Origin of the sequence: Halopseudomonas oceani (assembly GCF_002903165.1) — a bacterium.
GTDB lineage: Bacteria > Pseudomonadota > Gammaproteobacteria > Pseudomonadales > Pseudomonadaceae > Halopseudomonas > Halopseudomonas oceani.
Map to the genome: position 1 here is coordinate 122,480 of NZ_PPSK01000002.1, position 14,145 is coordinate 136,624.

Consider the following 14,145-nt stretch of genomic DNA (forward strand, 5'->3'; position numbering starts at 1 on the left):
TCAAGCTACAAGCCGAAAGCCAAAGCAAAAAGCGCTTTGTGGTTTCAGGCTTACCCCAGCACGCTTGCAGGTTGTAGCGTCGATATCCCCAGTCACTCGAACTGCTTGTAGCTTGCCGCTTGAGGCTTGTAGCTATAAAAAAGGCCCGAACCGATCACCGGTACGGGCCTCTTCGCTGGCTGCTTGCAGCTTATAGCTTGCCGCTTGCAGCTCCCACAACGCGATCAGTTGTGGGCGTGCAGCATGTCGTTCAGCTGGATCGCGCTCTTGTTGGTCTTGCACTCGATGGCGCCAGTCTGCGAATTACGACGGAACAGCAGGTCGGACTGGTTGGCCAGGTCGCGGGCCTTGACGATTTCGACCAGGTTGTCGGCGTCGTCCAGCAGCGCCACCTTGATGCCGGCGGTGATATACAGGCCGGCTTCAACGGTGCAGCGATCGCCCAGCGGGATACCGATACCAGCGTTGGCGCCAATCAGGCAGCCTTCGCCGACGGAGATGACGATGTTGCCGCCGCCAGACAGGGTGCCCATGGTGGAGCAGCCGCCGCCAAGGTCGGACCCCTTGCCAACGAATACGCCCGCGGAGATGCGGCCTTCAACCATGCTGGTACCTGCGGTGCCGGCGTTGAAGTTGATAAAGCCTTCGTGCATGACGGTGGTGCCTTCGCCCACATAGGCGCCCAGACGTACACGGGCAGTATCGGCGATGCGGATGCCGGCCGGGACCACGTAGTCGGTCATCGACGGGAACTTGTCGATGCTGTGCACGACCAGCGACTCACCCTTCATGCGGGCAGCCATCTGGCGCTGCGGCAGTTCGTTGATGTCGATCGCGCCCTGGGTGGTCCAGGCGACGTTCGGTAGCAGCGGGAAGATGCCGGCCAGGACCACGCCGTGCGGCTTGACCAGACGGTGCGAGAGCAGGTGCAGCTTGAGGTAGGCTTCCGGGGTGGAGCTGGGCGCTTCGTCGCTGGCCAGTACGGTCGCGACCAGCGGACGGCTGCTGTCGGCCATCTGCGCCACCAGTGCCGCTTGCTCGCTGAAACCGGCCGCATTCAGTGCCTGGCTCAGTGCGCCGCATTGGCTGGCGGCGAAACCGATTGCCTGGTTGCCTTCGGCGTAACCAAGCTCGGCCTTGACCACGTCGATCAGGGCGTTGCCGGGGTTGAGCAGGGGCTGCGGATAAAACACCTCCAGCCAATCACCTGCGCTGTTCTGGGTGCCGATGCCAAAGGCCAGACTGAAACATTCACTCATGGGGCGGTTCCTTTGATGCTAGTGCTATGCATTGGATTCAAACGCGCTGGCGTACCACTCCGGCTTGAAGCCGACCAGGCGCTGCGAGCCGATATCCAGTACCGGTCTTTTTATCATTGAGGGGTTGGCTTGCATCAGCGCAACCGCCTTGTCTGTATCGATGTTTTCCTTGTCCGCGTCGTCAAGCTTGCGGAAGGTGGTGCCCTTGCGGTTGAGGATGACTTCCCAGCCATGTTCGGCACACCAGGCATGCAGCCGTTCGGCGTCGATGCCTTGCGTCTTGTAATCGTGAAACTGGTAGTCGACACCGTGCTCGTCGAGCCAGGTGCGGGCCTTTTTCATGGTGTCGCAGGCCTTTATGCCGTACAGGGTAATCATGGCTTACAGGCTCCTGATGAAGTCGCGGATGCGTTCGGCCGCTTCAATACACTCGTCCAGCGGGGCGACCAGCGCCATGCGGACCCGTCCGGCGCCGGGATTATAACCATCAATTTCCCGTGACAGGTAACGTCCGGGCACCACGGCGACATTCTGCTCGGCCAGCAGGCGGGTAGTGAAGGTCTCGTCGTCGATGGGTGTCTTGGGCCACAGGTAGAAACCGGCGTCGGGCCGTTCCACTTCCATCACGTCGCGGAGAATGGCAAGAACAGCGTCGAACTTGGCCTGATACTGGGCGCGGTTGTCGGCTACGTGGGCCTCGTCATTCCAGGCGGCGATGCTGGCGATCTGGCTGTGGATCGGCATAGCGCAGCCGTGGTAGGTGCGGTAGGTGAGATACGGCTTGAGCAGACTGGCGTCGCCGGCGACGAAGCCCGAGCGCAGCCCCGGCAGGTTGGAGCGCTTGGACAGGCTGTGGAACACCACGCAGCGGGCGTAGTCGTCACGGCCCATGGCGGCGCAGGCCTGCAGCAGACCGACCGGCGCTGGGCCGTCCGGGGCGTAGATTTCGCTGTAGCACTCGTCCGAGGCGATGACGAAGTCGTACTGGTCGGCCAGCTTGATCAACTGCTGCAGGGTGTCCAGTGGAATGACCGCACCGGTCGGGTTGCCGGGCGTGCAGATAAATAGCAACTGGCAGCGCTGCCAGACGTTAGCCGGGACGGCGTTGAAATCCGGGATAAAACCGTTGCTGCCGTCGCAGGCCAGGTAGTGCGGCTCAACGCCGGCCAGAAATGCCGCCCCTTCGTAGATTTGGTAGAAGGGGTTGGGGCTGACCACCAAGCCCTGCGGGTCACGGGCGATTAGTGCCTGGGTAAAGGAGAACAGTGCTTCACGGGTGCCGTTGACCGGGATGATGTTGCCGTTGATATCCAGGCTGCCGTGTTTCAGCGCAAAGCGTTTGGTCAGCCAGTCGGTAATGCTCTGACGCAGCTCGGGCTTGCCCTGGGTAGTGGGGTAGACCGCGGCCTGATTGAGGTTGTCGGCCAGCGCCTGCAGCACGAACGGCGGCGACGGATGCTTGGGCTCGCCGATCGACAGCGAGATCGGGCGCAGGGCCGGGTTCGGGGTGACGTCGGCGATCAGGGCGCGCAGCTTTTCGAACGGGTAGGGCTGCAGGCGCTGCAGGTCGTGATTCATGCGGTGTCCTCAGGGGCCGATGGCAATAGGGCTGCTGTACTCCTGGCCGGTCGGCTGGGTACTGCTGAGTGTGTCGATAATGGTTTGCTGCAGGCGCTCGCACAGTTGCGGGTCCGACAGTGCCTGGTTGTTGGCGTCGGTAATGACGAACACGTCGTCCACGCGCTCGCCCAAGGTAACGATCTTGGCGTTCTGCACGCTGATGTCGAAGTCGAGGAGGATGCGGCCCATGCGCGCCAGCAGGCCGGGCCGGTCCGGTGCACTCAACTCCAAAATGGTGTGCAGGCCGCTCGGGTCGTTGAAAATGGTGACCTCGGGCGCAAAGGCAAAGTGCTTGAGCTGACGCGGCACGCGGCGCTGAATGATGCTCGGGTAGGCGTCCGGGTCGGACAGGGCGTCGACCAGCCCCTGCTTGATCTGGCGGATCCGTTCGGGGTTTTCACCGATGGAGCCACCGTCAGAATCGAGCACGATGTAGGTGTCCAGGCTGAACTGGCTGGTCGAGGTAATGATGCGCGCATCCTGAATGCTCAGGTTGAGCTGATCCATCGCCGACACCGTCGCCGCGAACAGGTCGTTCTGCTCCGGGGTATAGATGAAGATCTGAGTGGCGCCCTCGAATTCGCGTTGGGCGGTTTCCTTGATCAGCACCAGCGGACCGTGGCGGTCGTTGTGCTGGACGATCGCCTCGGTATGCCAGGCCACATCGCTGGCAGTGTGGCGCAGGAAATAGTCCTCACCCAGCTCTGACCAGAGGTCCTCGGCATCCTCTTCCTCGATGCCGTTGCGCACCAGAATATCGAGTGCTGCCTGCTGGGTCTGGTGGATGTGCTCTTCGCGGTCCGGCGGGTTGTCCAGGCCTCGGCGCAGGGCGCGCTTGGTCTCGGTATACAGCTGGCGCAGCAAGGACGCGCGCCAGGAGTTCCACAGCGTCGGGTTGGTCGCGTTGATGTCGGCGATGGTCAGCACGTAGAGGTAGTCGAGTCGCACTTGGTTGCCGACCCGGGTGGCAAAGTCGTGAATCTCCAGTGGGTCGGAAATGTCCTTGCGCTGGGCGGTGGTGGACATCAGCAGATGGTTTTCCACCAGCCAACTGACCAGGTGGGTATCCCAAGCTGGCAGGTGGTGGCGGGTGCAGAACAGTTCGGCGTCGACCGCGCCCAGCTCGGAGTGGTCGCCGCCGCGGCCCTTGGCGATGTCGTGGTACAGCCCCGCCATGTAAAGCAGATCCGGTTTGGGCAGGCGGCAGAAGATACGCCAAGCCAGGGGGTACTTGTCCTGGTATTCGGGGCGGTTCAGTTTGCGCAGGTGCTTGATCAGATTCAGGGTGTGCGCATCGACCGTGTAAATGTGGAACAGGTCGTGCTGCATCTGGCCGACGATCTTGCCGAACTCGGGCAGGTAGCGGCCGAGAATGCCGTAGCGGTTCATCCGCCGCAGGTTGCGGTGGATGCCTTCCTTGCAACGGAACAGCTCGATAAACAGACTGGTATTGCGGATGTCACTGCGGAAGTCGTCATCGATCAGGTGGCGATGGTCGCGCAGCAAGCGGATGGTGTCGGCGCGCACGCCGCGAATTTCCGGATGCTGAGCCATCAGCAGGAAAATTTCGAGGATGGCGAATGGGGTACGCTTGAAAACGTTCGGGTTGGTTACCTCAATGTAATGGTTGCGTACCTGGAAGCGGCTGTTGAGGGGGCGAATATCCGCCGCCTCGGCGTTGCGCAGCAGAATTTCCTCGAAGTGCTGCATCAGCAGATCGTTCAGCTCGGACAGTGACATCACCACCCGGTAGTACTTCTGCATGAAGCGCTCGACCGCCAGCTTACTGTCGGTTCCCTCGTAGCCCAGCACCTTGGCAAGGGCGCGCTGGTGATCGAACAGCAGACGGTCCTCGGCGCGCCCGGCCAGTGTGTGCAGGGCAAAGCGGACTTTCCACAGAAAGGCGCGCCCGGAATCGAGAATGCGGTACTCGGGCTCGTTCAGAAAGCCCTGCTGTACCAGTTCGCTCAGATCGTTGGTGCCGAAGTGGCGCAGTGCAACCCAGGCAATGGTCTGGATGTCGCGCAGACCGCCGGGTGAGCTTTTGACGTTGGGTTCGAGGTTGTATTCGGTGTCGTTGAACTTGGCATGCCGGGCGTGTTGCTCGGCACGCTTGGCGCGGAAAAACTCCGCGTCAGTCCACATGTGGCTGGTATCGATTGCCTGCATCATGTCCTGACGCAAGGCCTCATCGCCTGCAAGGGTGCGCGACTCCATCAGGTTGGTAATCACCGTCAGGTCGGCGCGGGCCTCGTGTTGACACTCCTCGATGCTGCGTACGCTCTGGCCCACCTCCAGACCGACGTCCCAGAGCAGCATGAGGAAGGCCTCAATCGACTCGCGGAACGGTTCGGCGTCGCCGCGCAACAGGATCAGCAGGTCGATATCCGAGTGCGGATGCAGCTCGCCGCGCCCATAACCACCGACCGCCAGCAGGGCGATGCCCGGGTCACCAGCGCAGGGCAGCCGTGCCCACGCCTGCTGCAATATCTGATCGGTAAACCAGGCGCGCTCGTGGATCAGCTGATGAATATCGCGCCCTTCCTGAAAGCGTTGAGCGATCAGTGTGTCGGCCTGGCGAATGGCCTTCTTGAAGGCGGCTATGGGGCTACTCTTGAGTGCCAGCTCTGCCTGGAACTGGCCCGGATCGAAAAGCGCGTCATCCATCATTTCAGTTCCTCGGCAGGTCGGTTTGGCCGGACAGCGAATCAGTCGCCGGTTAGCGGAAGGTTTCGTCGCTACGCAGGGTCAGCACTTCGTAACCGTCGGCCGTGACGAGAATGGTATGTTCCCACTGTGCAGAGAGCTTGCGATCCTTGGTGATCGCTGTCCAGTTGTCGCCCAGCAGGCGGGTTTCCGGGCGGCCCTGGTTGATCATCGGTTCAATGGTAAAGGTCATGCCTTCTTGCAATTCCATGCCGGTGCCAGCGCGGCCGTAGTGCAGAATCTGCGGCTCCTCGTGGAACACCTTGCCGATACCGTGACCGCAGTACTCGCGTACCACGCTGTAGCGGTTGGCGTGGGCATGCTCCTGAATGACTGCGCCAATGTCGCCGAGGCGGGCGCCAGGGCGTACTACTTCGATGCCTTTATACATGCACTCCTGGGTGACGCGGCTCAGGCGTTCGACCCACTCGGCTACCTCGCCAACCATGAACATCTTGCTGGTATCGCCGTGGTAGCCGTCCTTGATCACAGTGACGTCAATATTCAGCGCGTCGCCATTCTTTAGCGGCTTGTCGTTCGGGATGCCGTGGCAGACCACGTGATTGATGGAGGTGCAGATGGACTTGGGGAAGGGCATGCGACCGGGTGCGCCGCCGTAGTTGAGCGGGGCCGGAATGGCGTTCTGGATGTTGACGATGTAGTCGTGGCAGAGGGTATTGAGTTCGTCGGTGGTGACACCTGGCTTGACGTACTCACCGATCATTTCCAGAACCTCGGCCGCGAGGCGGCCGGCAACCCGCATGCCGGCAATGTCTTCGGCGGTCTTGATGGTAACGGTCATGGCTGGATTCTCTTGATTGGGCGCCGGCTGGCGCCAGTGGACAAACACGGGATTCTATCAGACCTGCGCGGCGCTGTTGAGCGGGCCGTGTGTCGCCTGCCACCCGGCAGTGCTTTATTCGCATCTGGCGATATGGTATAAAGCGCCCCGCTGAGAAAAGAGTCGTCAGATTCGCTCGGCATTTACCTTAAAAACCGCACACGTATCGACACGGTGTCCTGGGTGCCCTTCGGGGTTGGATGCTGGGATGCGTGGAGGCCCAACCCGACTTACTGGAGTTATCATGACCCAAGTTTCTATGCGTGACATGCTGAAGGCCGGTGCGCACTTCGGCCACCAGACCCGTTACTGGAACCCGAAAATGGGCAAATACATTTTCGGCGCTCGTAACAAGATTCACATTATCAACCTGGAAAAGACCATGCCGATGTTCCACGAAGCCCTGAGCTTTGTGGAAAAACTGGCTGCCGGCAAGAACAAGATCCTGTTCGTTGGCACCAAGCGCGCTGCCAGCAAGATTGTTGCTGATGAAGCGAGCCGTGCTGGTCAGCCCTATGTTGATCACCGCTGGCTCGGCGGCATGCTGACCAACTACAAAACCATCCGTCAGTCCATCAAGCGTCTGCGTGACCTGGAGACTCAGTCTCAGGACGGCACCTTCGCCAAGCTGACCAAGAAAGAAGCGCTGATGCGTTCGCGCGATCTGGAAAAACTGGATCGTAGCCTGGGTGGTATCAAGGATATGGGCGGTCTGCCTGATGCTCTGTTCGTTATCGACGTCGAGCACGAGCGCATCGCGATCACCGAAGCCAACAAGCTGGGTATCCCGGTTATTGGCATCGTTGATACCAACAGCAGCCCGGACGGTGTTGATTTCGTTATCCCCGGTAACGACGACGCCATCCGCGCCATCAAGCTGTACGCTGCCGCCATGGCTGACGCAGTAATGCGCGGCAAAGGCAACGCTGGTGCTGCTGACGAGTTCGTAGAAGAAGCTGCTCCGGAAGCCTCTGAAGGCTAAGGTGCATACGGCTGATTTGTTGCCGTAGCAAAAAGGGGGCGATGCCCCCTTTTTGCAATGTGTTTACCGCAAGATGATTTGTTGCTTCCTGCTGATTATCGGAAGCAGGAACTAATCCAGTTATGTGAGGAAGAATCCATGGCAGAAGTTACTGCAGCACTGGTCAAAGAACTGCGCGAGCGCACCGGTCAGGGCATGATGGAGTGCAAGAAGGCACTGGTTGCCGCTGAAGGTGATATCGAAAAGGCCATCGACGACATGCGTGCTTCCGGCGCCATTAAGGCAGCCAAGAAAGCCGGCAACATCGCCGCTGAAGGCTCCATCGCTGTCAAGGTCGCGGCTGACAACAAGTCCGCGGTCATCATCGAAGTCAACTCTCAGACCGACTTCCTGGCTCTTCAGGACGACTTCAAGGCATTCGTTGCTGCCAGTCTGGAAAAGGCTGTTGAAGCTGGTTACACCGACGCGGCACCGCTGATCGCTGATCAGGAAGCTGCGCGTGAGGCGCTGGTTGCCAAGACGGGCGAGAACGTCAACATCCGTCGCCTGACCCGCGTTGAAGGTGATGTAGTTGGTGCTTACCTGCACGGTCACCGCATTGGTGTTGTCGTTACCCTGAACGGTGGTAGCGAAGAGCTGGCCCGTGATATCGCCATGCACGTTGCTGCCAGCAATCCGCAGTTCCTGGATGCCTCTCAGGTGTCTGAAGAAGCGATTGCCAAAGAGAAGGAAATCTTCCTGGCTCTGAATGCTGACAAGATCGCCGGCAAGCCGGAAAACATTGTTGAGAACATGATCAAAGGTCGTATCAACAAGTTCGTTTCCGAAGGTAGCCTGGTTGAGCAGCCTTTCGTCAAGGATCCGGACGTCAAGGTTGGCGAGCTGGCCAAGAAAGCCGGTGCTGAAGTGGTTTCCTTCGTGCGCTTCGAAGTGGGTGAGGGCATCGAGCGTGCCGAAACCGACTTTGCTGCCGAAGTTGCTGCCCAGTTGGCTGCTGCCAAGCAGTAATACGCTATAGTGCACGCTGACCGGTGCACCGTCCCTGCTGTTCGGTGGGGGCGACAAGGTTGATCCGAGAGGCTTCCCGCGCAGGCGTGAAGCCTCTTTTTCAAGAAATACTGAACAAGTTTGCGCCCGCGTGGTCTGGGTGAAACTCGTTGAGTATTTCTCCCTTCCAGTCCAGGAGATTCAGACATGGCCCAGGTGCCCAGTAGCCGCCAACCCAAGTACAAGCGCATTCTTCTCAAGCTCAGCGGTGAAGCGCTGATGGGAACCGAGGATTTCGGTATCGATCCCAAGGTGCTGGATCGGATGGCGCTGGAAATCGGTCAGCTGATCGGGATTGGTGTTCAGGTTGGCCTGGTTATTGGTGGTGGCAACCTGTTCCGTGGCTCGGCGCTCAGCGCTGCTGGTATGGATCGTGTTACCGGTGACCATATGGGCATGCTGGCGACGGTAATGAATGCGCTGGCGATGCGCGACTCGCTTGAGCGCTCCAATATCCAGACGCGTGTGATGTCAGCCATCACCATGGAAGGCGTGACCGAGCATTATGATCGTCGCAAGGCAATGCGCTACCTCGCTGGTGGTGACGTGGTAATATTCTCCGCCGGCACGGGTAACCCCTTCTTCACTACCGATACGGCAGCCTGTCTGCGCGGTATCGAGGTCGATGCCGATCTGGTGCTCAAGGCGACCAAGGTAGATGGCGTGTATAACGCCGATCCGATGAAAGATCCGAACGCCGAGCGTTTCGACAAGCTCAGCTATGACCAGGTGCTGGATCTCAAGCTTGAAGTTATGGACTTGACGGCAATCTGCCTGATCCGTGACCACAATATGCCCCTGCGGGTGTTTAACATGAACAAACCAGGCGCGTTGCTCAATGCAGTTGTTGGCAGCGCCGAAGGAACACTGATTGAGGGTTGAGTAATGATCAACGAAATCAAGCAAGACGCGCAGGAGCGCATGAAGAAGTCCGTCGAAGCGCTGGAACATGCGTTCGCCAAGATTCGTACCGGTCGCGCTCACCCGGCTCTGCTGGACAGCGTCATGGTGTCTTATTACGGTTCTGATACGCCGCTGCGTCAGGTCGCCAACGTTATCGTTGAAGACTCGCGTACGCTGGCGCTGAGCGTATTCGACAAGGGCATGATTCAGGCCGTCGAGAAGGCCATCATGACGTCGGATCTGGGTCTTAACCCGGCTACCTCCGGCACCACTATTCGGGTGCCCATGCCGGCGCTGACCGAGGAAACCCGCAAGGGGTATACCAAGCAGGCTCGGGCAGAAGCCGAGGGTGGCCGCGTAGCGGTGCGTAACATCCGTCGTGACGCCCTGAGCCAGCTGAAGGATCTGCAGAAAGAGAAGGAAATCAGCGAAGACGAAGAGCGCCGCGCGGCGGACGACGTGCAGAAGCTGACTGACAAGTTCATCGCCGAAATCGACAAGGCGCTGGAAGTGAAAGAAAAGGACCTGATGGCCATCTGAGGCCATTGGTGACCTGCTTCCCCATGAACAAAAAAAATCCTGCTGGAAGCCCGGCCGTGGTTCCCCGTCATATTGCTATCATCATGGATGGCAACAATCGCTGGGCTCGCAAGCGCCTTATGCCCGGTGTCGCCGGGCATAAGGCGGGTGTCGATGCCGTCAAGGCGATGATCGAGGTCTGCGTCGAAGACGGGGTCGAAGTACTGACGCTGTTCGCTTTCTCCAGTGAAAACTGGCAGCGCCCCGAGGAAGAGGTCGGTGCGCTGATGGAGCTGTTTCTCGGCGCGCTGCGCCGTGAAGTTCGCAAGCTGGGCGAGAACGGCGTGCGCTTGCGTATCATTGGTGATCGCAGTCGCTTCTCTCGCGACATTCAGCAGGCAATGGCCGACGCTGAGCAGCAGACGGCGCATTGCTCCCGTCTGACCCTTGTTGTGGCCGCCAATTATGGTGGGCAGTGGGATATGGCGCAGGCGGCCCGAAGTCTGGCTGAGGATGTGGCGCGTGGCGAGCGCATGCCGGGCTCCATTGACGAGCAGGCTATTGAGCAGCGCCTGAGCACTTCGGGCCTGCCGCTGCCGGATCTGTGTATTCGTACCGGGGGCGAAAAGCGCATCAGCAACTTCCTGTTGTGGCAGCTGGCATACGCCGAGCTGTATTTCTCCGACCTTTACTGGCCCGACTTCAAGCAGGCAGCCCTGCGCGATGCGATGCATGACTTCGCGGGTCGTCAACGCCGATTCGGCAAAACCAGCGAGCAAATTGCGGCGGAGTCCTGATGCTGAAGCAACGGGTAATTACAGGTGTCATTCTGGCGGTGATTGCCGTTTCAGGCTTTGTCGGCTTGCAGGGTGCTTGGTTTGCGGCGTTTATCGGCGCGGTGGTGATGTTGGCTGCCTGGGAGTGGATGCGACTGTGCGGCGAAAGTCGTCAAGGCGGCCGGGTCGTCTATGCGGCTACCCTCGGCCTGTTCATGGTTGGGCTGTATCGCGATGCGCCTGCCATCATCTTCTTTGTTGCACCGGCGCTGGTTTGGTGGTGCATGGCGACGGTTATGATTTTGCGCTACCCGAACGGCAGCGGATTGTGGCGTGGCAGTTTCCTGCGACAGTTGTTTGGTCTACTGATCCTGCTGCCAGCCTGGGCAGGGGTGGTCTGGTTGCGGGCTCAGGAGCATGGCTTGTGGATGCTGCTGGGGCTCGCTGTGCTGGTATTTGGTGCTGATATCGGCGCCTATTTTGCTGGCAAGGCCTTTGGTCGCAACAAACTGCTGCCCGCTGTCAGTCCGGGCAAGACCCGCGAGGGGTTGCTCGGCGGTATGCTGTTGAGCCTGTCGTTGGCGCTGGCTGCGATGCTGTATCTGGGCTGGGGTTTGCAATCCATTGTTCTTGGTCTTGCGGGTGCCGCCCTGGTGGTGCTGATCTCTGTGGTTGGTGATCTGACCGAGAGTCTGTTCAAGCGTGAAGCCGGGCTGAAGGACAGCAGTAACCTGCTGCCGGGTCATGGTGGGGTGCTGGATCGTATCGACAGCCTGACTGCTGCGATTCCGCTGTATGTTGGGGTCTGGCTGGTGCTCGGGAGCCGTCTGGCGTGACCCGACAGCAAATTACTGTTCTGGGTGCGACGGGGTCCATTGGCGTCAGTACGCTTGATGTCGTATCCCGTCATTCGGAGCGTTATCAGGTCTTCGCGCTGACCGGATACAGTCGAATGAGTGTGCTGGCGGCGCAGTGTCGTCAGCATTGCCCCCGGTATGCGGTCGTAGCCGATGAGGTCCAGGCCGATGTGCTGCAGGCTGAGTTGGCTGCCGAGGGACTGGCTACCGAAGTGCTGTTTGGCGAGGCCGCATTGGCGCAGGTTGCCGCCGATGTCGAGGTTGATGTGGTCATGGCTGCTATCGTCGGCGCTGCCGGCCTGCGCCCAACGTTGGCGGCGGTTGAAGCGGGCAAGCGCGTGCTGCTGGCCAACAAGGAAGCCCTGGTGATGTCTGGTGCCTTGTTCATGCGCGCGGTGCAGGACTCCGGCGCGCAGCTGCTGCCGATCGACAGTGAGCACAATGCCATCTTTCAGTGTATGCCCAGCCACTTCGCGGATGGGCTGAGCCAGACCGGAGTTCGCCGCATTCTTCTTACCGCCTCGGGCGGCCCTTTCCGCAACTTTACTCACGAGCAGCTGCTTCAGGTGACCCCGGCGCAAGCCTGCGCGCATCCGAACTGGTCAATGGGGCAGAAAATCTCTGTTGATTCGGCCAGCATGATGAACAAGGGGCTTGAGTTGATCGAGGCCTGTTGGCTGTTCGATGCGCGACCGGAGCAGGTGGAAGTGGTGGTGCATCCGCAGAGCGTAGTCCACTCGTTGGTGGATTATGTCGACGGATCGGTCCTCGCCCAGCTCGGCAACCCTGATATGCGCACGCCAATTGCGCATGCGTTGGCATGGCCGGAGCGCATCGACTCCGGTGTCAGCGCACTTGACCTGCTGCTTACCGCCCGACTCGACTTCCAGGCGCCGGACCCTGAGCGTTTTCCCTGTTTGCGTCTGGCTCGGGAGGCTGCGGAGGCCGGGGGGACCAGTTGTGCCTTGCTCAACGCGGCCAATGAGGTTGCGGTCCAGGCATTTCTTGCCGGGCGCGTTGGCTTTGTAGATATCCCTGTTATCATCGAAAACACATTGAACCGCTTGCCCAGTGAGTCGGTGCGTGATCTGGAGCATATTCTTCAGGCTGATCAGAGCGCACGCGAGCACGCCTCAACGTGGGTAGAGGCAAACGGAAAGTAAGTTAACGGGCGGCTCTGCGGCCCTGTGAGGTTCTGAATGGAACTGCTGTCTACGTTGTTGGCTACCGTGGTTGCGCTCGGTCTGCTGGTCACCATTCACGAATATGGCCACTTCTGGGTGGCGCGTCGCTGCGGCATCAAGGTGCTGCGTTTCTCCATCGGTTTCGGTCCGGCGCTGCTGCGCTGGCATGATCGTCGCGGTACCGAGTACGCCATTGCCGCTATCCCGCTGGGCGGCTACGTCAAGATGCTTGATGAGCGCGAAGCTCCGGTTGCCGAACACGAGCTGGACCAGGCGTTCAACCGCAAAAGTGTTAAGCAGCGCATTGCCGTAGTTGCCGCAGGTCCGATCGCCAATTTTCTGCTCGCTATTCTCGCCTTCTGGCTGGTGGCGGTGGTCGGTATCAGTACCGTTGCGCCGGTGCTTGGGCCAGTTCCGGCAGGTACGCCTGCGGCGCAGGCCGGTCTGCATGAAGGGCTGGAGATTACGTCGGTTGATGGCAGCGCGATCCGCAGTTGGCATGACATTAACCTGCAGTTGATTCGTCGCCTCGGCGAAAGCGGCAGTATTGAACTGGTTGCCAAGCCGTTTGCCGGTGGGGCAGAGCAGTCTTATCGGTTGCGTCTGGATAACTGGCTCAAGGGCGAAGAAGCGCCGGACCCCATGGAGGCGCTTGGCCTGACTGGCTGGCAGCCGCAGATTCCGCCGCGTATCGGGCAAGTGGCAGCGGACGGCGCAGCCGCAGAAGCGGGACTGCAGGCCGGAGACTTGATTATCTCGATTGATGGTAAGCCGGTATCGGACTGGTTGATTGATGTCGTTCCGGCCATTCAGGCTAGCGCGCAACAGCGCCTGCAATTGCAGGTTGAACGCAACGGCAGCGTCGTTGATATCGCGCTGACGCCCCGTCCCAAGGCCTCCGGCGACGTGGTCGTGGGGTACGTTGGTGCGGGGGCGGAGCCGGTCGAGTTGCCACCGAACATGCAGCGGCAAATAAGCTACAACCCGGTGGTCGCGGTACCGGTCGCCATGCAGAAAACCTGGGAGATGACAGCGTTGACGCTGGATTCGCTCTGGAAAATGCTCACAGGCCTGGTCTCGGCAAAAAACTTGAGTGGCCCGATAACCATTGCTAAAGTGGCGGGCGCCTCTGCCAAGTCGGGGCTAGAGAGTTTTCTCAGTTTTATCGCGTACTTGAGTATCAGTCTGGGGGTTTTGAACCTTCTCCCTATACCGGTTCTGGATGGCGGTCACCTGGTGTACTACGTGGCCGAGTGGATCAGGGGGAAGCCTCTCTCCGAGCGAATTCAGACTTGGGGGCTGCAGATCGGCCTGAGCCTGATCGTCGGAGTCATGCTGTTTGCCATTTATAACGATATAAGCCGCCTGGGCGGCTGACCAAGAGCACTGCCTGAACACGACCTGCCATTGATGGCAGATAAGAATTCAATCAGCTGAATCAGAACGGATTT

The 14,145-nt window shown here is 59.8% G+C and carries 13 protein-coding genes; 8 read left to right on the forward strand and 5 right to left on the reverse strand.

The genetic code is table 11. From position 1 onward, the window contains the following. Positions 1-224 precede the first annotated feature (224 nt). The 5 genes from dapD to map are packed head-to-tail and all read right to left on the reverse strand — an operon-like array spanning position 225 to position 6,387. Complete coding sequence (gene dapD / locus C1949_RS02780) at positions 225-1,259, reverse strand: 2,3,4,5-tetrahydropyridine-2,6-dicarboxylate N-succinyltransferase (RefSeq protein ID WP_104736959.1); 1,035 nt, start codon at positions 1,257-1,259, stop codon at positions 225-227. A gap of 24 nt (positions 1,260-1,283) precedes the next feature. After that, on the reverse strand, positions 1,284-1,637 hold the full coding sequence (locus C1949_RS02785) for an ArsC family reductase (RefSeq protein WP_104736960.1): 354 nt from the start codon (positions 1,635-1,637) through the stop codon (positions 1,284-1,286). A 3-nt stretch (positions 1,638-1,640) separates the two neighbouring features. Continuing rightward, positions 1,641-2,837, reverse strand: coding sequence for a succinyldiaminopimelate transaminase (gene dapC / locus C1949_RS02790; protein WP_104736961.1), 1,197 nt, complete (start codon positions 2,835-2,837; stop codon positions 1,641-1,643). A gap of 9 nt (positions 2,838-2,846) precedes the next feature. Then, positions 2,847-5,546: a [protein-PII] uridylyltransferase gene (locus C1949_RS02795; protein WP_229744360.1), complete on the reverse strand. Its 2,700-nt coding sequence runs from the start codon at positions 5,544-5,546 to the stop codon at positions 2,847-2,849. Between the two features lie 52 nt (positions 5,547-5,598). Further along, a complete protein-coding gene (gene map / locus C1949_RS02800) occupies positions 5,599-6,387 on the reverse strand; it encodes a type I methionyl aminopeptidase (protein ID WP_104736963.1) in 789 nt (262 codons plus the stop codon). 283 nt (positions 6,388-6,670) lie between these two features. On the opposite strand from map, the gene rpsB reads away from it, so the two are divergent. The 8 genes from rpsB to rseP all read left to right on the forward strand — a co-directional run bounded on the left by rpsB (position 6,671) and on the right by rseP (position 14,071). Then, on the forward strand, positions 6,671-7,408 hold the full coding sequence (rpsB, locus tag C1949_RS02805) for a 30S ribosomal protein S2 (RefSeq protein WP_104736964.1): 738 nt from the start codon (positions 6,671-6,673) through the stop codon (positions 7,406-7,408). 138 nt (positions 7,409-7,546) lie between these two features. Next, positions 7,547-8,416 (forward strand): translation elongation factor Ts, encoded by an 870-nt coding sequence (gene tsf / locus C1949_RS02810; RefSeq protein WP_104736965.1) that lies wholly within the window; start codon positions 7,547-7,549, stop codon positions 8,414-8,416. 186 nt (positions 8,417-8,602) lie between these two features. Beyond that, entirely contained in the window at positions 8,603-9,337 is a 735-nt protein-coding gene (gene pyrH / locus C1949_RS02815) for a UMP kinase (RefSeq protein ID WP_104736966.1), read from the forward strand. A gap of 3 nt (positions 9,338-9,340) precedes the next feature. Beyond that, positions 9,341-9,898 (forward strand): ribosome recycling factor, encoded by a 558-nt coding sequence (gene frr / locus C1949_RS02820; RefSeq protein WP_104736967.1) that lies wholly within the window; start codon positions 9,341-9,343, stop codon positions 9,896-9,898. 23 nt (positions 9,899-9,921) lie between these two features. After that, the gene (gene uppS, locus C1949_RS02825) at positions 9,922-10,674 is read left to right on the forward strand and encodes a polyprenyl diphosphate synthase (protein ID WP_104736968.1); all 753 of its coding nucleotides are present in this window, start codon (positions 9,922-9,924) and stop codon (positions 10,672-10,674) included. Further along, positions 10,674-11,489, forward strand: a complete 816-nt coding sequence (locus C1949_RS02830) for a phosphatidate cytidylyltransferase (protein WP_104736969.1) — start codon at positions 10,674-10,676, stop codon at positions 11,487-11,489. Before uppS ends, C1949_RS02830 begins: the two co-directional genes overlap by 1 nt. Next, positions 11,486-12,673, forward strand: a complete 1,188-nt coding sequence (ispC, locus tag C1949_RS02835; protein WP_104736970.1) for a 1-deoxy-D-xylulose-5-phosphate reductoisomerase — start codon at positions 11,486-11,488, stop codon at positions 12,671-12,673. The genes C1949_RS02830 and ispC overlap by 4 nt, the downstream gene beginning before the upstream one ends. A gap of 36 nt (positions 12,674-12,709) precedes the next feature. Beyond that, on the forward strand, positions 12,710-14,071 hold the full coding sequence (gene rseP / locus C1949_RS02840) for an RIP metalloprotease RseP (protein WP_104736971.1): 1,362 nt from the start codon (positions 12,710-12,712) through the stop codon (positions 14,069-14,071). Positions 14,072-14,145 lie beyond the last annotated feature (74 nt).

Excerpts from the sequence above, each read along its gene's own strand:
- map (WP_104736963.1), bottom strand. The coding sequence starts at position 6,387 with ATGACCGTTACCATCAAGACCGCCGAAGACATTGCCGGCATGCGGGTT.
- rpsB (WP_104736964.1), top strand. The coding sequence starts at position 6,671 with ATGACCCAAGTTTCTATGCGTGACATGCTGAAGGCCGGTGCGCACTTC.
- C1949_RS02785 (WP_104736960.1), bottom strand. The coding sequence starts at position 1,637 with ATGATTACCCTGTACGGCATAAAGGCCTGCGACACCATGAAAAAGGCC.
- C1949_RS02795 (WP_229744360.1), bottom strand. The coding sequence starts at position 5,546 with ATGGATGACGCGCTTTTCGATCCGGGCCAGTTCCAGGCAGAGCTGGCA.
- dapC (WP_104736961.1), bottom strand. The coding sequence starts at position 2,837 with ATGAATCACGACCTGCAGCGCCTGCAGCCCTACCCGTTCGAAAAGCTG.
- frr (WP_104736967.1), top strand. The coding sequence starts at position 9,341 with ATGATCAACGAAATCAAGCAAGACGCGCAGGAGCGCATGAAGAAGTCC.
- tsf (WP_104736965.1), top strand. The coding sequence starts at position 7,547 with ATGGCAGAAGTTACTGCAGCACTGGTCAAAGAACTGCGCGAGCGCACC.
- C1949_RS02830 (WP_104736969.1), top strand. The coding sequence starts at position 10,674 with ATGCTGAAGCAACGGGTAATTACAGGTGTCATTCTGGCGGTGATTGCC.
- pyrH (WP_104736966.1), top strand. The coding sequence starts at position 8,603 with ATGGCCCAGGTGCCCAGTAGCCGCCAACCCAAGTACAAGCGCATTCTT.
- dapD (WP_104736959.1), bottom strand. The coding sequence starts at position 1,259 with ATGAGTGAATGTTTCAGTCTGGCCTTTGGCATCGGCACCCAGAACAGC.
- uppS (WP_104736968.1), top strand. The coding sequence starts at position 9,922 with ATGAACAAAAAAAATCCTGCTGGAAGCCCGGCCGTGGTTCCCCGTCAT.
- rseP (WP_104736971.1), top strand. The coding sequence starts at position 12,710 with ATGGAACTGCTGTCTACGTTGTTGGCTACCGTGGTTGCGCTCGGTCTG.